The following is an 18,807-nucleotide window of genomic DNA, read 5'->3' on the forward strand; positions in this document are numbered from 1 at the left end:
ACACATAACACAATGCGCTACCTGTCATGGCGGTTCTGGTAAACATTATTTCTAAGTAAAGGTATTCTGTAATGCTTTGTTTATGCTATGCAGTGAAAATTAGAAAGACACAGAGGAGTGAAGGTTTTGCAATCAGGAACTATTTCAGAAGAGCAAAAGGTCCCAAATGTTAAAGTTTTACCCATAATGTTCGCATTAATGCTTGCAGGTATCATAGGTACGTTTAATGAAACAGCAATTAATATCGCTATCAGCGATTTAATTAATCAGTTTGCAATTACGGAGTCCACGGTCCAGTGGTTATCAAGTGGTTATTTACTCACACTGGGAATTTTAGTTCCCCTTTCAGGATTATTGATACAGTGGTTTACAACGAGGCAACTTTTCCTGACATCAGTCATTATTTCAATCGTAGGGTCAGCAATAGGTGCTATGGCGGGAAGTTTCGATATATTGCTATTAGGAAGGATACTTCAAGCTGCTGGAGCAGCCCTGCTCTTTCCTTTGATGTTTAATACTGCTCTCATTATATTCCCAGCCGAGAAACGCGGAAAAGCGATGGGGCTGGTCACTCTTGTGTTCACAGCGGGACCTGCTTTAGGTCCAACCACCTCAGGTCTATTGATTGATAATCTGAGCTGGCACTGGATATTCTGGGTATCGTTAATGACTCTGGTGGTTGCTTTGGTGATAGGCGTTACATTTATAAAAAATGTAGCACCAATAACTAAACCACGTATTGATATTTACTCTCTGGTTTTGTCGACAATTGGTTTTGGCGGATTGGTTTACGGTATTAGTACTGCTGGAGAAGGAGATCATGGCTGGGGTAACCCTGTAGTCATTGTATCTCTGATCGCCGGTGTTGTTGCATTGATACTATTTGTCATTCGACAACTGAACATGAAAGAACCTCTTATGAACGTAAGAACACTTAAAAACCCGATGTTTGCCATCGGTACGGCGCTAGTATTCATTTGTATGAGTGTTGATCTTGCAGCGATGTTTGTTCTTCCTATGTTTTTGATTCGTGTTCTTGAATTAAGTGCTTTGACAGCTGGATTGACTCTTCTTCCAGGCAGCATCATTTCAGCTGTGCTTTCTCCTGTTGTTGGGTCGCTCTTTGACAAATTCGGACCTAAGTTTTTGGTAGTTCCTGGTCTAATTCTAACTGCGGCCACCCTATGGTTCTATTCTGATATTACGGTTGCATCGTCAATCGCTTTGATTGTCGTCTTGCATACCTGTCTGATGGTTGGAATTATTATGGTGTGGATGCCTGCTCAGACGAATGGTCTGAATCAGCTACCTGCTGAGATGTACCCGGATGGTACGGCTATTATGAACACGCTGCAGCAAATTGCAGGAGCGATCGGGATTGCTATGGCGGTTAGTGTCATGACAAGCGGAGTAGGAGACTTTATGAACAATGTTGCTGATCCTTCAAACCCGGCTAATGCAACATTGGCTTTGACGGCTGGTATGCAGAACGCATTATTCTTCGTGATGTTTGTTGCCCTTGCCGGCCTTGTTCTTGGCGTATTTGTTAGACGAGTGAAAGTCCAAAAGTGGTCAGGAGACTCCGATTGGTCATAATGCTTCTCAAGAAGCATTGTTGATTCAACCACAGATTTATTAAAAGGTGTAAGAGCGAATAGATTATTTACGATTATCTATTCGCTCTTCTATTTCATTTGTTGGAGGGTGAACATCGCAAATGAAGAAGAGGTGAGTCTATGCATATGTCTGAAGCCGATCTCATAGAATTCCTTACATCGAACCCTCATGTGAAAATTCGAGAACCGCCTCGGGAGCCTTTACCTACTCAACGTCTTACATTTGATAGCCAAGCGGAGGAGCGCTTCTATAATAAGCGGGTTGTTCCTTTAATTATTGCAGGTTACCTTCATAAGCTAGAGCTTCATAAAACCTTTGAGATCATGCAGGCTGTGGAACACTGTGGCAAGAAGTATAAAAAAACGTGTGTATACACCTGATTTCTACATGGAACACAAAGATGGTTCTGTTGAAATCGTTGAGGTTAAAGGACGGATGATCAAAATAATGCAACGAGATTATCCTCTTCGTCGTCATATTTTTTATTTTAAAGTACTGTCTTCCAAATAACTAGAAGTTTATTGAGGTACATGATGATGAGATATAGCGCGAGGATGAATAACCCGAAATTGAATTGTATCGATATAAGAATAGTTTAAGAGTCTTTTATATCATGATCCATATTAAAATCTAATACGTGTAAAGAGGAGAGTGTTTGGAATGTCAAACCTAAGTAAAGTAATTTCACTTACCAATGAAGAGCAAAAACTTCTTCAGAATGCTACGGAATTAGTTCCATTCTTAAAGGAATATGGTACGGAAATTGATAAAAACATGCACATACCGGAAGAAGTTATCGAAAAGCTTTCAAGTGCAGGACTTTTTAAGCTCAGAACACCGAAGAAATATGGTGGATTTGAAGTTAGCATAAGGGCAATGATTGAAATTGTCTCTGAAGTTGCGAAAGGCAATGGTTCTGTTGGATGGGTGATTCAAAATTTAAATGGAAATAACTATAGTGCATCCCAGCTACTACTCTCAAATGTGGTGAGTAAAATCTTCAATCAAGTCAACGAAGTGAGATTCTGCTCGGTACTTCAAGCCATCAAAACAGTGGTGAGGAAAGTTGAGGGAGGTTATCTGGTTGAGTATGGTCGTTGGGCCTTTGGTTCCGGGTCTAAGCATGCAACACATGCATTGTTAAATTTAAAGGATGCGAGTGGAATGCAGCAAGATCCCAAAATGCAGCTTGCTGTTGTTCCCATGGATGAAATTAAAATTATTGATGATTGGCACACGATGAGCCTAAAAGGATCGGCAAGTAACAGTTTGGAAATGAATGATGTTTTTATTTCTGATGAGTTTGTCGCTTATGAGGATGCAGAGCAAGTTGATGAAAGCATGCTGCAGCATCTAAAAGGCGAAGACAGATTCAAACCTTATTTATTTTTGATAACCAGTCTCACAACAGGAATTAGCACAATTCTGGGACTTGCAAGAGGAGCGTTGGAACACTTTGTTGAAAAGGCACCCCATAAGGGAATAGCCATGACAATCCACAAATCCCAGGCAGAAATTGGACATATCCAGTACAAGGTAGGACTGGCAGCCATGAAGATCGAATCTGCTCATCTTCATATCCATCGATCCGTTGAAATTCTAGAGACTTATGAAAAGAACTGTGAGCTCCTAGATCAACAAAACTTCGCGCGGGTTCAAACGGATATTGGATATGCGGCAATGTTATGTTGGGAAGCCGTTGAAATGTTAGTGGTCGAAAGCGGCGGAAGTGTAATACTGGATTCGAACCGACTATCCCAAATATTCCGCGATATTCGTGGTGGGGCTAATCATGCGTTTACCACAGCTTCTACTTGCATGGAACTGTACGGAAGAGTGCTTCTAGGGCTGGAACCACAGCATATTGTAACGCTAAGCAGTACACATGTAATAAGAGATACTCATAAAAAGGAGCTAGTATAAGGAACTAACGACAAGCTAAGTCAGAATAAGTCTATTACATGAATAAGAAGCCACTGATTTCCCAGATCAGTAGCTTCTTATTTGTATATTGTCTGGTAAAATATTGTCACATTGTTCCTAGAATAAAGGTAAAGTTAAATCCATTATTCTTTACTTCACAACACGGTAAAGAAAATGAAAGACGTTGCTGTTCCTAAAACATATACCACAAAAATAATAAATGAATTTCGAGATTAATTCTGAAGCGCTTAAAAAATACTAAGTTAAACTCAAAATTGTGAAATTGGTTATGATACTAAGTTATGTGATTATTACTATTCAAGAGAAACTGGGGTGCAGTTTCTCTTGAATAGTAATTGTACTTTGCTTCCTAAAACGTATGATGAAGAGTTCTACTATAATGGATATTACTGAAAGTATGAGTCCCAGTGCATAGACTCCTTACAAGCATGCAACCGAAAAAGCAACTATCTCTGCAGAATCGGCCAAACACTTGCTTTGAGCCGAAAACATTTTGCTGATAAGCAAAGCGGTACCTAAGGCCCCTGCCATTTGCAGCAAATGGCGTACAGTGAGGATATAATTCTTTGGGTAACTGTTCAGTCCAGGGGTTTACACTGGCATCAACACAAGGGATACTCCCACTAAGAATATAGAATGCATTAGGATAATATACGTTGTGGTAGTCGAAGCATCAATTCCTGTAAACATCCACATTGCAAATGCAACGATGACCACTCATGGAACAATGACGACCCGCGGCCCGAAAATATCAAACAGTTTTCCGGAAATAGGTCCCATCAAACTGTTTATAATACTACCAGGAAGCATAATAATACCTGATTTAAAGGCTGTAAGTAGTAATACTCCCTGCAAATACATAGGCAGTAGTGCCATCGTGGAGAACATACTCATCATCATGGTGATCATCAGCACAACCATCAAGGCAAATATAGGGTACTTAAAGGTGCGCAAATTAAGAATCGGATTTTTGATCCTTAGTTGTCTGAAGATAAACCACGCCAATGACAAACAAGCAACACTTAGCGTCCAGTAAACTTCCGGATTTGACCATCCAAGATCACCGGATTTACTGAAACTATAAACAATGCCACCAAAGCCGAGTGTAGATAAAATGATGGATAGAATATCAATCTTGGGCTTGGTGATTTCCATAACATTGGTCAGGTATTTCACTCCTACAAAAATAGAAATCATAGCCAAGGGAATGAGGATGTAGAATAACCAGCGCCAGTTTAATGAATCGATAATAACACCTGAAAGCGTAGGTCCAAGTGCTGGGGCAGACATGATCACTAGACCCATCAGGCCCATTGCAGCACCGCGTTTTTCCGGCGGGAAGATAATCAATATCGTATTCATCATCAGAGGCATCATAAGCCCCGTACCAAATGCCTGTACAATCCTACCTGTGAGTAGAAAACTGAATGTTGGAGCAAATGCCGCAATCAAGGTTCCAGCAAGAAACGTAACCATTGCTGCTGTAAATAACTGCTTGGTTGATATCCATTGCTGCATCACCGCTGTACTGGAACTAGTACGCCGACGACAAGCATATAAGCGGTAGTAAGCCATTGAATGGTTGAAGCTGTCACTCCAAATTCCTGCATCAGTTCAGGCAATGCATTGCTTAACAAAGTTTCACTAAGAATTGCTATAAAAGCACCTATAACTAATGCTACCAATATCGGAGTTCTTTTGATTTTGTATAAATCGATCTTGCTGCTTGAAATAACGACACCGGCGGTACTCATTAAGTATTCTCCCTTTTCACATCGTCTACAAATGTAGACTAGATATACATTTGAGGATAATCATGCAAGTTTTCGAAAAAAATAATCATTATACTGAAATTCTTAAAAGATGAAATATTGATCTCACAATACAAAATGAACAGCAGGGTTCCGATGAAATTAATAGCTTTTTAATACATACCAAGGAGGATTATGATATGACATCCGAGAAGAACAGAACTTGATTTGAATGCATTTATAGCTCAGCTAACATATTTAGAGAGTTAGGATTACGACATGAGGTATTGCGCTCTTATTAAATTTTGAGCTAAATGAACAAATGATCTGAGCCTAGGAGTAAAGTATCTATTACTGTTTCCTGTTATCTTATAGGTAAAGTTAGAACGCAAGACCTTACGGATGGAAATCCAACTAAATCTCAGGGAAGTCAATTCCAGTTCTATTAACTAATTACGAAATTATCCTTATTGTGATGTAGGAGAAAAAGGGGGCTTCCTAATGTCCATGAGAACTAGCAAGTTGATCAAAGCTCCGCAAGAGCTGGAAAGTGCACCAGATAAAAAAGGAAGTCTAAAGCAGAACGGGTTATCCGTCATTAAATTTTATTTGCATACACAAGGTGATATAGGAACATGCTTCCTGAAGGAACATCTTTTGTTGTTTGTTAAATCGGGCATTTACACGGTACGTTTTAGAGATCAAGAGTATATCGTCCGGAGCAATGAAATGGTGTTTATTAACAAGTCTATGCTGGTTGAATACGAGAAATCAGGGGAACCCGGTTCTGAATACATGCTTGATTATATGATGTTTTTCCTGAATGAGAAATTGGTTGAGGAATTTGTCCAATTCGCTGGTTTAAAACCGATTTATCCAGTGAACGGTGAAGTTCCTGTATCCATTATTAAGGTTAATGACCTCACTCTATCTTACATTGAGTCTTTAAAACCCTATTTCGACAACCCAGACGATGTTAGAGATGCACTCGTTCGGATCAAGTTAATGGAACTTCTATTTCACCTGGTAGACTCAAATGATCATTTTCAATATCAACTGTTGCAACTATCTAACCATGATAGGAACAGTAGTATCGATAAGATTATGGAAGAAAATTTCACAAATCCCGTATCCCTCAATGATCTGGCTTATTTGTCTGGTAGAAGCCTGTCAACGTTCAAACGGGAGTTTCAGGCAATATATCATACCTCACCGTTGAAATGGATTCGCAATAGGAGGTTGGATAAAGCTAAGAAGTTACTGTTAGAGACGTCACTGTCTGCTACCGATGTCTGTTTCACTACTGGGTTCGAAAGCGTTGCTCACTTTTCCAAAGTGTTCAAACTTCGGTTTGGACTCCCACCGTCGGAGTTTAGACAACAGTTTAAGCGAAGAGAGGAGGGGTTGAAGGAATAGCATGTAATTTTCTGCTAAAAATATGTGATTAGCCTGTTTTCTTGGCAACTCATTCTTTTTCGATTTAAGTGTAGCGATAATATAAAATAAGAAGTTTAAAAAGGAGAAGATCGTATCTTGAATCGTTGGTTTAGGGATTTACTAATTATCAGACTTTTGAAATTAATTGAGTATGAAGAGGAAGAAATGTTCAAACAAATATATTGTAGTTTTCTTGAAAGAATAAAATAGAGGCTTAACAGAGGAATACGAACTGGTCCGGACATATTGTTCCGGCAAGACACAGAAAACGCACAATTAAAGATTCCACACAAATTAAGGAGAGAACGAAGATGGTTACGGTACTACTTATAGTTATTTACCTCGTATTTATAGGTCTCGGACTGCCAGATGCCTTACTTGGCAGTGCATGGTCCATTATGAAATTTGATATCGGCGCCGCAACAGAAATGGCAGGTTATATATCGTTAACGGTCTCGTTTTGTACTGTTGTATCCAGTTTATTTGCAAGTAGATTATTGCATAGATTTGGTACAGGAAAGGTAACTTTATTCAGTATTCTATCTACAACGATTGCCTTGCTTTGGTGTCAAAAACGAGGGGAGATTTGTGTCAATCAACAAGAACGGCAAAAACCTTAAAAACAAGGGGTAAAACCGATTTATATACATATGTACAAAATACGAGTTTTGTGAATATGTATATAGAGAAACGCATAACAGCACGATCCCTAAAAAACTTTTCTTGTCCAGTGACAACAAGTTTACCCCTTTTCTTATATGACTTTTGTTGGAACAAGCCTAATAATATTTTTGAACTCCATATTTTTGGTATCATTCTTCTTGAAAGGTATAAACTTGTTGTCACTTTCCTCGTGAGGGGTAAACTTGTTGTCATTCTCTTCGGAAGGCATAAACTTGTTGTCACATTTTCAGAACAAAATTATTATTACAAGTAGTTATAAATTACTTTTGTTCTCTATCAAGGTTTACATCACTTATCCATATTATTAACCGCGTTTCGCATTTCTTCATCAGTTAAATGTGTATAGATCATTGTCGTTTGTATTGAAGAATGTCCTAACTGATTTTTTAATCTGGGTACATCATTATTCTCTAAGTGATAACGCGTTGCAAATGAATGTCTCAGAGAATGCACGGTTAAAGCTGGTTTTCCAAAAGCTGTAGCATATTTTTCGATCAGTTTCTCTATGGATCGCTGAGTTAAGCGTCTGCTTTTTCCTTTACGACCTATGGGAGCTGCAATAAACAAAAAGGGTTCGTTTTTTTCTGGGATATATCTAGATTCTCTGATCTGCAGATAATTTTCTAAATCCAGTAGAGCTTGCTTGCTGAAATACACATATTGTTCTTTATTACCTTTGCGTATAACCCTCACTAAAGCTTTAGTCATATCCAGATCTTCAATGTTAATGCCTGCTACCTCAGAGAGCCTAAGACCTGATCCTAAAATGAGGGAAACAATGGCTGTATCTCGTTCACGGTTAAATTGATGGAAATTGAAAATACGTTTATTCTCTTTATTGATTTCTCCGTAATCATGGGCTACAAATAGCCTAAACGATTCAAAATCGTCTTCTCTGAGAATTTTCCCATCAATACGATTGGCAATGGTTTCTTGGCTTTCTTTAACCACATTTAAATCCATTTTGGCCATAACATTGCGCTGGATATATGGCTTTAGGTCACTTGTTTCAGCCTTGTTCTGTAAGTAATCAAATAAGGATTTTAGTGATGACAATTTACGGTTAATGGTTAGCTTAGTATTGCCAAGTTGATACTCCAAAAATGATAAGAAATTTTCCACTTCACGAATGGTTAGTTTCTCTAAAGTGACTAAATTAATGTTTTTGCGGCTGTCTGCGGTAAAGTTTTCTGTAACTAACCAATCAAAAAATATAATATAATCGTGACAATAATTAAGAAGTGTTGTAGGTGAAAGCTTGCGTTTTTTACTATCTATAAATTCCGTAACGAACCAAGGTAGTTCAGACAGTTTCTCATCAACGCGGTTCATATAGTGTAATTTCATTTGCTTATCCATATTTATACTAACCTCCTTATGTAATTATAATCTCTCAATAATTATTCGTCAAATAGGTATTTTACGTAATTATAAAGCCTGAGTTATCTTGTTGTTTATAACAGCGGACAAAAGTGTCCGAGGACAAGAACATAGTCCCTTGTAGGACAAGAACTTGGTCCCATTGCCGACAAAGTCCCTTTCGGGCCATAAAAAACAACTCATATGAGTTGTTTTCAATAATCATGTTTCTTTATATAAGAACCTACACAACTAATCAGTTCAAAATCTTTTTGATAATCCATGGATATTCGTGCCGGGACGTATGATTTCATCTTTGAAGTCAGTTAATCTATTTATTTTAATTCCATTTGGATGCCTCGCCCTGATGCTCCAAGACCATTTAAAAAAAACTCACAACCGATTTTAGGAGTAAAGCTACTTTCAACTTCAGCTAAACTGTTCACATCAGATGACATCTGTATTCCTCCTTTTGTTCGATTAATTCGGTTGGCGAACCAAATTTATTGTAACACTAGGGAGGAATTTTTTTTGATACATCGCTTGAAGCTCTCCTGAACCATACGCATAGCGTATGGTTTTCTTCTGACAACAAAAACAAGGCCCTCTTATCAGGGCCTTGTTTCTGCTTTCAGACATGTTTTCTTGCGGCCTTTACTGGCTCCATAATGAATGACGGCCAAATCACCAATACATTCACTTCTTTGACTTAAGAATAAATTTGTACGGAAGATTGAAGCAGTAACTTAGCTGCAGCTGCAATAAGGTCACGGTTATCATGTAGTACATCGTCTCGTGTCATCCTATGAATTACATCTGGTTGAGTCCCTAAGTCTTCAAGGGGTAAACCTGTATTGTCACCTACACGTCTTGACTGAAGGAGAGCAACTCGCATTTTAATATCGTTAGGGAGCTTCTGTAAAGGGAAGTCAGACTTAAATAATATATCTTTTAAATGTTCATGGGTAACAACAGAAGCGCCACCTGCCCCAGTATTATCATCGACCCCTAGAATTTTCCCGATATTATTGTCCTGAAATCCCGCAATAAATATATCTGTTGTACTGTAACAGCTTGCATCTGTGATTAAAACAGTGTCGCCTTTATAGCGTCTCCCAATGCTGTTAGTTAGATCAGGAGATTCTAATGGTAGGCCTAAAGAATAAACTGAACCTGTAACCGTAGATAACTCAATGGATTTTGCCCATTTGTTATAGTTCCCGTCATTAAAGTCTGAATTTGCAATTGCAAGGGTTATTTCCTTGTTAATAAAGTGCATCCTTTCGGCGTCAACTCGGTTGGAACTAAATAATTGGAGCATACGTTCGCCATTACTGATATAGCCTCCTCCGTTACGTCTAACGTCAATAATTAGACCTTTTTGCGGTAATAGCTCTAATATACGAATAACCTCGTAAAGAAAGGGTTCGGGCTCAGGATCCATAAAGCTCCAGATACGTAGGTATCCAAGTTCACCTTGTGAGGTTTCTATTGTTCGAAATTGAAAGGTGCACGGGTAACGACTGTTACTTTTAAAGAAAACTTCTGATTCTTTATTGTTGGTATTGTTCTTATAATCTGCTGTCTTTTTAATTAATTCAGTGGTGTTTCTTGCAAATAAGGTTTTTCTAATACTATTAGTAAGATCTAAAGTAAGATCTATCCCGTAATCAGCCACAAACTGTTCGGTTACAGGGGGATTTATACAAACGTCCGGGATAAACTCTTTAACTTGCCAAGGGATTTGGATCTTGTAGTTTTGATTATTACTGCGATAACCGATTATGACCCAATGTTCGTCCGGGGGTAAGAATTTAAGCATTGGCCGAACAGTCATGGCGTCTAATCCTCGTACATGCCGAGCTGCTTTATTACTACCATCTTCACGCTCTGCATTTAAAGCTACTGCTTGATCAATCGGAACTCCATTCCAATCTGTGATTTCGACACCTATAACAAAAGTTTCATGATTAACGCCATCAGTCAGATCAGTAACGATGTAGTGGCGTTCATTATCGGCATCATAGTATTCCTTCATTAAAAATGGCAAAAAAGCAGAAAACTTATTATATGGAGCTGGCAAGAAATAATTTGTATGTCGATCACGCAATTGTTTAAAAATCTTTATCATTTCGCTGTGGAATTCACGCTCTGTAAGGACATGTAATTGACGGCGTAAATTTTTTAAATTTTGTACCGGATCTATTGCATATATAGCTTTCTTTTGCGGAAGGTGAACATAGATCGACTCAATCATGACGATTGCTTGGTCTACGACTTTTCTCCGCTCCTCTAATGTGAGCTCATTAAATGTCTCATTAAAATTAGCAAGTGTGATAGCTCCTTCAATAATTGGCTCAAAAGTTTCAATTAAAAATGCCATTAATTCTCCCTCCATTTTTGTATTCATGAAATGTTTCTTTAGCGATAAGATTTGTAATTTAGTGAGGAATTATACCAATGCCCATTGCCCACCTGCACCAACATATGGATAGGCAATACACTGCCTATCCAAGTGGAAAAATGGCTTTAATTTTGGACAACAGTCGGATACATCACGCTACAGAGTTACAATTATTTTTAAAGGAACATCCGCGGCTACAACTGGTCTTTCTACCGCCTTACAGTCCAAATCTCAACCCAGTTGAAGGGCTTTGGCTGTGGCTTAAATCCGATGTGGTGAACAACATCTTTTTTGAAAAATTTTATAAGATTAGGCTTCTTTTAAGTCAATTTATGAAGCGAATCAACAAGCAGCCCTTAGAAACGATAGATCGTCCCCTCCTCAGGTTATAAACTAACTGCGGTCTATTTTTTGTTGACCGGCATTCATTTGTTCCCGCAGCCAGCGTGGAAGCCATGACTTTAATCAAGCTTGCTAGCGGAAGCAATATGCTCGGCTATTATATGAACCATGGCGGCTCTAATCCGGTCGGCAAAAAAACCTATATGAACGAACAGTTCCTTCCAAAGATTACCGGACTGCAGGCAGCTGACGGAGAAGTGCGTGAGAGTGATCACGCTTACGTCATTTATCCGGACACCGGTAAAAACAATGGAATCGTCTTTCGTACCGCCGAGGGTAAGCAGATCCGATTCATTACATTGACCCGTCAGGAAGCACTGCTGACGTACCGGTTTAACCTGTGGGGTCAGCACACGGTAGCTGTTAGTGATTGTCCGTTAACGGTTCAGAACGGTTAACTGGTCTGCACCTACAAGGGTATCCGTTCATTTAGTGTCTTCCTTTTCCCTGCTCCAGCAGAAGAGTTACGCACTACCTTGGGGCTGTCCAATAAGTAGTTTTCATACTACTCAAAATCAATACATCTATATAAGTTGAACAAAATATTAGGAAAAAATGGTAAGAATTTTGCTTCTGCATGTCGAAGTAATATAAGAAACTACTTAGACAGGCAGGAAATCAGAATGGAAAACACAGGTGCATTTCAAGAAATCGAAAGCGCGATGAAAAAAGAAAAAGATCGTCGGATGTACGAGCGGTACCAGACCCTTTATTTGTACCTGCAAGGAACCGAAGTGCAAAAACGGTAAAGGGTTACATCAAGGCTTATCAAACGGGAGGACTTCCTGGCTTGCAAATGAACCATTCTCCCGGCGCACCTGTCCGACTAACCAAAGAGCAGCAGGAAAAGTTGAAGCAGGTCATTGTGGGCTCTATTCCACATTATGCGGGCTTTACAGCACGGCACAATTGGACCCTGGAGATTATTGCTGCCTATAATCGACCGTCTTTGTGTCAGGTTTTAATCAGGATATTCAATTTAACAACGCAAAGCCTCTTTGGTGATTATATAATATTAAAACTAACCTGCCCGTTAGCTTAATGAAGCATTGTCAATCTCATACTTTATTTTCTTTTTACAGCTGTATGCTAACCAAATATCAAAGTTTGATTACCGATTTCATGCTTGGAACCTGAACAAGTTAGTAATTAGATATTGATCAAATCGGCAATAGCACCATGTTCTTGTCCAACGACATTTGTTGTCGGAGGACAAGAACTTAGTCCCTTAGCCGATTCCCACACTAATGTGTATTCCAAAGAAAAGTAAACAATCCAGATTAAAAAGCCGCTTACAGAATGATTCTCCTCTGCAAGCGGCCTGAAAGTACAGCATATGCGAAGGCATATTTTCGATTGGGCGTTCAGAAAAGGATCTTGGACGGATAGCTTCTTGCTTTGTCCTTCCTAAAGTAAATACCTGATTTTGTTCAGCGGTAGCTTGAGATTCTCCAAAACCAGCACTGGGAGCGTGTTTACGTTTCCGCCATTTTCCGAATGGACACTGAGCTTGAGGATAAAATTCCCCTCTTCATGTAAGGGACCGTCTTTGCGCCGCAAGCATTCGTTGATTTGCCGGCAAAATTCAGCAACGGACTCTTCATTCTCCAGATACGTTCTGGCGTGCTTCAGGCAGACCGGAACCGTAACTTGTCCAAGGTTATTCCCATCATTGTCCCACCTTGGATCTACCGCTATATAAACATATCTGTACACAGCGGAGCAAACCAGGGAATGTAACCACGGCTTGGTATCCTTATCCTTGAACAGTTGCTTCAATAAATTATCCATGTGGTCTTCTACGGACAGTCTGTCCGTACTGGAGTGATTGGTAAGATTGGAGATATCAATCTCCTTGGCTGTTCTTAAGCGCGGTGTCACCGCATCGGGAAGAGTGACTCTCTGGGTACGGTAAACAAATTCCGCCGCCGTCGCTCCCGTATAAGAGCTGCAACACCGCAGCAATAGCTCATTGCGTGTTTCATACAGAAGGACACGCGCTTTTTTCAAGCTGAGAATATTGAAGTCGTCAATAATCAGGGTGCGTTCCAAATTTTCCGCTAAATTGCGTTGATCAAAGCGCAAATATTGCCCGTTGTCGGGATGTATAAACTGAAAGACCCCGCTGCCTGCGCTGACGGAGCGGTAGGGGCCGATACTCATTGAAAAAGCGCCGGGCACAGCCGGTCCGCTCAGCCCCTCCAACTTAATCTCCAAACGGGAAGAGAAACCAGGCTGTTCCAAATCGAAAGTGGTCAGCAATCCCCGGCTTGCTATGCTCACCGGTTTCTTGGAATATTCCTTCCATTTACGCACGATTTGCTCAAGCTCGTTTTTCAGTACAGTAACGGCTATGGTCGGTTCTCCGCTGTCCGCTCCTTGTTTCAAGCCATCACGGATGCAGGGCATGTGATGAATGAGTTGCGCCATCGCCTGAGGGAGTTCGTCCTCGTTGTTCTGTTTGGCGAGGATTTCTTCCTCATTCCAGACAATTTCATGTTTCAGCCGATCCTGTGCACTCATCTCTTGCCGCAGTTTGTAAGTGTAATAGTAAATCCACTCCGTTGAGGTGTATTCCAGATGGGTGACTTTGAACTTCACTTTTTGAGCTAAATATTGCGCGAAATGTTGGGTGTTCTTCACATCGAACAAGTACGTCAAATGCTGGATGCCTTTTTCCAAGGACAGTTTAGCATCAGCAAACCGCGCTTGCACCGGGAAATGATGTCCCTCCTCCATCTCGCAGCCATCAGGCAATCCCATAAAGCTTGCCGCCTCAATTGGACCATAGCAGTAGATTTGCTTCATCTCTGCCGGATCGCCACGGGTGATATCTATAGCAATCGGCTGCTGCACCACGGTATCTTGTTTATAAGCTACGGCGAGCTGCATCAGCATTTGTTGTTTAAAGCGTTCACGGGCACCCTTCAGATGATAAGCAGCCTTCAAGTAACCCAAATGCTTCACTTGGCTCACATAAGACTCTGCCAATGCTTGTTTGGCTGCGCGTATTTGCTCCAGCGATTTCCCATCGTCCACTTTTCCTATAATGCTCAGATCCTGGGCTTCCAGCATCTTGTCAACAAAAGCAAATATTTGTTGTACCCAATCGTCAAGATCTTCCACTGTCTCTGTTCCGGAATGGTCCGCCGAATCGGTTCCATCCGAACACTCAGACGGATACGGCGTGACGTTAAATGTTCGGCGGCGTTTCATGGTTTCCATCGGCGCGGCAGCATAGAAGAACGTATCCGTTTGCTTTACAATGGACAAGCTTTCAGTGTTTCCAATGCCGACGAGCCAGAGCTGATCGGCCTCTTCGCCCCCCACCCATGCTCCTCTGGCTAATTTGCGGCCAAATGAGGCATCGAAATAACGCGCCAATGCTTGAATCGTCTGCTGCGCAGGCATCGACCAATCCGCAACCTTTAAAGATTCGTGCGGGATACGGCTGGATGCACTGATCGCTTCCGGAATGGAGCGCATCTCCGGATCAATATGGTCTTCATATGTCCGGGTAATGGTCAATTCCAGGTTTAAGGCAAAGAGAGGTTTGTCCACGGTAAGCTTAATCGCTGAACGCTCAATTCTTAGTTCCCTGACCACCCGAGGGATGGGAAGTCCGGGAATCGTCTGGCACAGCTTCCGCCAGCATTCCCGCGTGTATTCCCGCAGTGTGGCCAGTATGCTGTCCTCATGTGTCGTTGCCTCATCAATCGAATAGGTTAACCCTGCAGATACATAGTCCTGGGACAACTGATGATATGCCAGGGCGTAGCTGCCTTTGCTTACAGACGTCTGCTCCTTCGTTAATCGTTCCGAATTAAAATCCAAGCTAATCACCAATCCGCCGTCATCCAGCTTATAGTGAAGCGTTGTGCCCGGCCATTGATGCGGCGGCAACACAAAATCACGGTATAGCACGGGTACGGCGTGCGTATAGCTTGGACTTAAAAGCGTGTTCCCAAGTACATCCCGCGGGTAAAAGGTGAACTTGACCTCTTCGCCCAGCCCGGCATACGGGTTGTCGGCGGGATAATCGCAGTCTTCGGCCATTGACCGCCGAATGGCATGTTTAACGATAGGCAACACAACGCGATAGTGATTCCACAAACCAGCGATATCTGTAGAGGGCAGAGCAGTAACCTGATCCAGCGGTGCGATAGGGACATCCGACAGATCCTGTGCAATGAACGAGCTTCCTCCCTCCAGTTTTGTACCAACCTGAATAAACATCTTGCATAAATAGTAAGCCACTAGATTTCCCGTTTCATCCGCCGCCGGGCGGTAGATTTCCAGTCCGGCATGCCCCGGCGGAAAAGCCGGTTTTCGGCTTGTTAATGCATCCAAGAAATAGAATGTTTCTTCCGCCGCACCGATCACTGTATCCGCTGCATTGACGTATGCGCCAAGCGGAGCTTCTGGGGCATAGGTAAGTAAAATTTGCGCCGTAAACGGTATCCCTGGATTTTGCGGCCATTTCTGGTGTACATCCTCATAATAAAGGTAATTCCCCCCAGACCGGACCGTGCCACTCATATAGAGCAGACGTGCAAATGTCTGAAGACTCTGCGATGTAAAGACAGACAGGCCGTCGCCCGGGGGGGGGGGGGGGTAAAGGTTGACAGGTTGCCGCTGAACACCATGGGCGGTTGGTCGACCGATTTCCATGTATCGTCGCTCTCTAAATGCAGAATCTGGACATTTTGCAAATGAACCGCATTGGCGTCATACGCAAGCACTTTGGCCAAACGTTCCAACAATTGTTGTCCGGGACCGCTCGCTCCCTAAAGCTGTCACGTTCTCCCGGCTCCCCCCATCGTAAAATGACCATAAAAAAAGGCCAACCAGAAGATTCTGGCTAACCTGATAATACGAAAAGCTATCTGATTTACTGTTGACAATCCACTGATATATTTAATGAAATGAAGCATCGGTTGTCAGTTTAAACTCTGTACTGTATAAAATTTAAATGTTAAGGGGAGTTTAAGCTCGGGCGTGTATAAGTCTGTTTAATCACATCACAGGAGGTATATCATGAATGAATTGCGTTTAGTTCCACCTTCCCCTGCAGTACAATTTTACATTTTGAATGAGTACCGTACGAAATGGAAAAATCGTGGGTTTAGTTTTGAACAATTTTTATTTGCCCGAGGGTACCAAAATCCAGCCCATGATTTGCACGGAATGGACGACAATGTAACGAATATCATGCGGGATGGACGCAATGAATTTATTTTGATCCCCCACACCCCTGTAACAGGTACTCTGAAAGTTTTAGTCCTTTTGGTAGACTTCCCAGACGAACAAGGAATTTTACCAAAAAGTCACTATGATGAATTGCTGTTCTCTAAAAAAAATTCTCTTACTGGAAGTTTGTCAGACTATTACGAAGAGGTTAGTTCAGGGAAAGTCCATATTGAGGGAGAAGTTCACGGGTGGCTCAGAATGCCTCAAAACTATAGTTATTATACCAATGGGAGTTCCGGTATGTCTGAATCCTATCCCAATGCACGGGTACTTGCTGAAGATGCTGTGAAGACAGCTCTTTCAAAGGGGATCACCTTTGATCCTACGCTTGATAAATTAGGTAATCATGAGATAACTGCATTGTTCATCGTACATGCGGGTTTGGGTGCTGAAAAACTGAACCCCTCCTTACGAGGAAAGCATATATGGTCTCACAAGTGGGTAACGAGGAATCCAATTGAAGTTTCACCGAATCTGTATGCAAGCACATATTTAATGGTCCCGCAAGATGCGAAATTAGGTGTGTGTGCTCATGAACTGGGGCACCTTGCTTTTCAATGGCAGGATTTTTACGATCCTAACTATGATGAGGATGGTGATCACTGGGATGGAAGTGGCATGTGGGATCTAATGGCAAGTGGATCCTACGCTGGGAATGAAGTACGCCCTATCCATCCAGCGGGGCTCCATAAATCTCAACATGGTTGGGTTGGAGTGACGAAAATTTCACAATCAACGAATGAGGTTGTCTTACCTCCAGTTACAGGACCAAATGGAAAAGTACTTAAAATAAGTGGGCCTGGCTATACAGAAAAGCAATATTTGCTCTTGGAAAATAGAATAATGAATAATTTTGACGGTGCTTTACCTGGAGAAGGACTATTAGTATGGAGGGTGGATGAAGACGCTAAACAGGAAGGAAGTCATCGACCAGGAATGTTGTTAATTCAAGCCGACGGTAGAAATGATCTTAACGATCCCAACGATTTGAATGCTGGAGATGCTGGAGATCCTTTCCCAGGGTCGAAAAAAGTGAGAGAGCTTAACGACTCTGGTGTAATATCCACATCCTTCTCAGACATCGCTTCCGGAGTCAGTCTTAGAAACATCTCATTTAACGAGGCAACCAAACAGATTCAACTTGACATCATAATAGAGGGTTAGAAGAATTCTGGAAAAGACGTTATTCCGATAGGGCAATTTCCAGTTTAATGACATAGAAAAATTAACATGAAGAACTTAGGCCGATATTCTATCGGCCTAAGTTCTTCATGTTTCCATTTACGCTGTTAACGGCTCAATCTTGAGATTTGGGATCAGATTAAGGTCGAAATAAGAAACTGCATGTTTTTGGTAATGACTTGCGGGTACATTTTGTCCGGATCCGGCTGCGTCGTTTAATGATCGCTTATTCTCCATACTCAAATATGTATCACCGAAGCATGTATAGTACCCCTCGCAAAAAAATGAGAGAGCTCTTATAATAAATAGTAATGCTATGTTGGGTCCTCTCCTGTTTATACTTCTGCAGACTTCTATAGTACAGTTCTCTGCCCACACCATAGAGAATGAGCGGCTGATGGTCATTCAACATCAGAAATTACCGCCGGCAAAGGGATGAATATATTAAAAGAAGGCAAGAAAACAGGCTACCGCTTTCAAAATCTCCTTTCCCTTAAAAGCTCCGAGTTCCTCTTACAGTTCAGTCAATCTGAAGCTCCACTTCTTCAGAGACAGCCCCCACCTCATGAACATCGGGCACATAATCATGCTTCTTAAACTCGCTGGGAGGCTCCCTACTCTCAATATACCCCCGTTCGTTATATGTAGCCTCGGTCAGAATTCGATGGATTCCTTGCCCTGTTGGACGCCGAGCGCCTACTTTTACACTATCTTTTCCTTCAAATAAACTCATAGCATTGCTTCTGATATGTGAAAAGGACGGCGAATTCGCCGTCC

The 18,807-nt window shown here is 41.4% G+C and carries 15 protein-coding genes and 1 pseudogene; 10 read left to right on the forward strand and 6 right to left on the reverse strand.

Going from position 1 to position 18,807, the window contains the following annotated elements; all coding sequences use genetic code 11:
• Positions 1-186: 186 nt before the first annotated feature.
• The 3 genes from ACM1ND_RS13135 to ACM1ND_RS13145 all read left to right on the forward strand — a co-directional run bounded on the left by ACM1ND_RS13135 (position 187) and on the right by ACM1ND_RS13145 (position 3,540).
• A complete protein-coding gene (locus tag ACM1ND_RS13135) occupies positions 187-1,596 on the forward strand; it encodes a DHA2 family efflux MFS transporter permease subunit (protein ID WP_081326325.1) in 1,410 nt (469 codons plus the stop codon).
• A 140-nt stretch (positions 1,597-1,736) separates the two neighbouring features.
• Positions 1,737-1,997 (forward strand): hypothetical protein, encoded by a 261-nt coding sequence (locus ACM1ND_RS13140; RefSeq protein WP_023988693.1) that lies wholly within the window; start codon positions 1,737-1,739, stop codon positions 1,995-1,997.
• 280 nt (positions 1,998-2,277) lie between these two features.
• A complete protein-coding gene (locus tag ACM1ND_RS13145) occupies positions 2,278-3,540 on the forward strand; it encodes an acyl-CoA dehydrogenase family protein (protein ID WP_068938396.1) in 1,263 nt (420 codons plus the stop codon).
• Positions 3,541-3,858: 318 nt separating this feature from the next.
• On the opposite strand, the pseudogene ACM1ND_RS13150 reads toward ACM1ND_RS13145, so the two are convergent.
• A pseudogene (locus ACM1ND_RS13150) lies at positions 3,859-5,315 on the reverse strand (DHA2 family efflux MFS transporter permease subunit).
• A 498-nt stretch (positions 5,316-5,813) separates the two neighbouring features.
• On the opposite strand from ACM1ND_RS13150, the gene ACM1ND_RS13155 reads away from it, so the two are divergent.
• Positions 5,814-6,728 (forward strand): helix-turn-helix domain-containing protein, encoded by a 915-nt coding sequence (locus ACM1ND_RS13155; RefSeq protein ID WP_053325483.1) that lies wholly within the window; start codon positions 5,814-5,816, stop codon positions 6,726-6,728.
• A 332-nt stretch (positions 6,729-7,060) separates the two neighbouring features.
• Positions 7,061-7,369, forward strand: a complete 309-nt coding sequence (locus ACM1ND_RS13160; RefSeq protein ID WP_068938394.1) for a hypothetical protein — start codon at positions 7,061-7,063, stop codon at positions 7,367-7,369.
• Between the two features lie 352 nt (positions 7,370-7,721).
• On the opposite strand, the gene xerS is transcribed toward ACM1ND_RS13160, so the two are convergent.
• The 3 genes from xerS to ACM1ND_RS13175 all read right to left on the reverse strand — a co-directional run bounded on the left by xerS (position 7,722) and on the right by ACM1ND_RS13175 (position 11,175).
• On the reverse strand, positions 7,722-8,792 hold the full coding sequence (xerS, locus tag ACM1ND_RS13165) for a tyrosine recombinase XerS (protein WP_103048581.1): 1,071 nt from the start codon (positions 8,790-8,792) through the stop codon (positions 7,722-7,724).
• Positions 8,793-9,127: 335 nt separating this feature from the next.
• Positions 9,128-9,250 carry a hypothetical protein gene (locus ACM1ND_RS13170; RefSeq protein ID WP_418027899.1) on the reverse strand — a complete coding sequence of 41 codons (123 nt, stop codon included), beginning with the start codon at positions 9,248-9,250 and terminating at the stop codon, positions 9,128-9,130.
• Between the two features lie 251 nt (positions 9,251-9,501).
• The gene (locus ACM1ND_RS13175; RefSeq protein WP_418027901.1) at positions 9,502-11,175 is read right to left on the reverse strand and encodes a S41 family peptidase; all 1,674 of its coding nucleotides are present in this window, start codon (positions 11,173-11,175) and stop codon (positions 9,502-9,504) included.
• A 104-nt stretch (positions 11,176-11,279) separates the two neighbouring features.
• On the opposite strand from ACM1ND_RS13175, the gene ACM1ND_RS13180 reads away from it, so the two are divergent.
• The 4 genes from ACM1ND_RS13180 to ACM1ND_RS13195 all read left to right on the forward strand — a co-directional run bounded on the left by ACM1ND_RS13180 (position 11,280) and on the right by ACM1ND_RS13195 (position 12,640).
• On the forward strand, positions 11,280-11,588 hold the full coding sequence (locus tag ACM1ND_RS13180; protein WP_418028029.1) for a transposase: 309 nt from the start codon (positions 11,280-11,282) through the stop codon (positions 11,586-11,588).
• A 63-nt stretch (positions 11,589-11,651) separates the two neighbouring features.
• The gene (locus ACM1ND_RS13185; RefSeq protein WP_418027903.1) at positions 11,652-11,996 is read left to right on the forward strand and encodes a hypothetical protein; all 345 of its coding nucleotides are present in this window, start codon (positions 11,652-11,654) and stop codon (positions 11,994-11,996) included.
• Between the two features lie 225 nt (positions 11,997-12,221).
• The gene (locus tag ACM1ND_RS13190) at positions 12,222-12,347 is read left to right on the forward strand and encodes a hypothetical protein (RefSeq protein WP_418027905.1); all 126 of its coding nucleotides are present in this window, start codon (positions 12,222-12,224) and stop codon (positions 12,345-12,347) included.
• A gap of 41 nt (positions 12,348-12,388) precedes the next feature.
• Positions 12,389-12,640 carry a hypothetical protein gene (locus tag ACM1ND_RS13195; protein WP_418027907.1) on the forward strand — a complete coding sequence of 84 codons (252 nt, stop codon included), beginning with the start codon at positions 12,389-12,391 and terminating at the stop codon, positions 12,638-12,640.
• 365 nt (positions 12,641-13,005) lie between these two features.
• Here ACM1ND_RS13195 and ACM1ND_RS13200 read toward each other — a convergent pair whose 3' ends face one another.
• A complete protein-coding gene (locus tag ACM1ND_RS13200; protein ID WP_418027909.1) occupies positions 13,006-16,269 on the reverse strand; it encodes a hypothetical protein in 3,264 nt (1,087 codons plus the stop codon).
• Between the two features lie 366 nt (positions 16,270-16,635).
• Here ACM1ND_RS13200 and ACM1ND_RS13205 point away from each other — a divergent pair, with 366 nt between their 5' ends.
• The gene (locus tag ACM1ND_RS13205; protein WP_418027911.1) at positions 16,636-18,012 is read left to right on the forward strand and encodes a M6 family metalloprotease domain-containing protein; all 1,377 of its coding nucleotides are present in this window, start codon (positions 16,636-16,638) and stop codon (positions 18,010-18,012) included.
• Positions 18,013-18,550: 538 nt separating this feature from the next.
• On the opposite strand, the gene ACM1ND_RS13210 is transcribed toward ACM1ND_RS13205, so the two are convergent.
• Complete coding sequence (locus tag ACM1ND_RS13210) at positions 18,551-18,763, reverse strand: hypothetical protein (protein ID WP_418027913.1); 213 nt, start codon at positions 18,761-18,763, stop codon at positions 18,551-18,553.
• Positions 18,764-18,807 lie beyond the last annotated feature (44 nt).

The sequence above is a fragment of the Paenibacillus sp. JJ1722 genome (assembly GCF_048282685.1).
Classification (GTDB): Bacteria; Bacillota; Bacilli; order Paenibacillales; family Paenibacillaceae; genus Paenibacillus; species Paenibacillus polymyxa_B.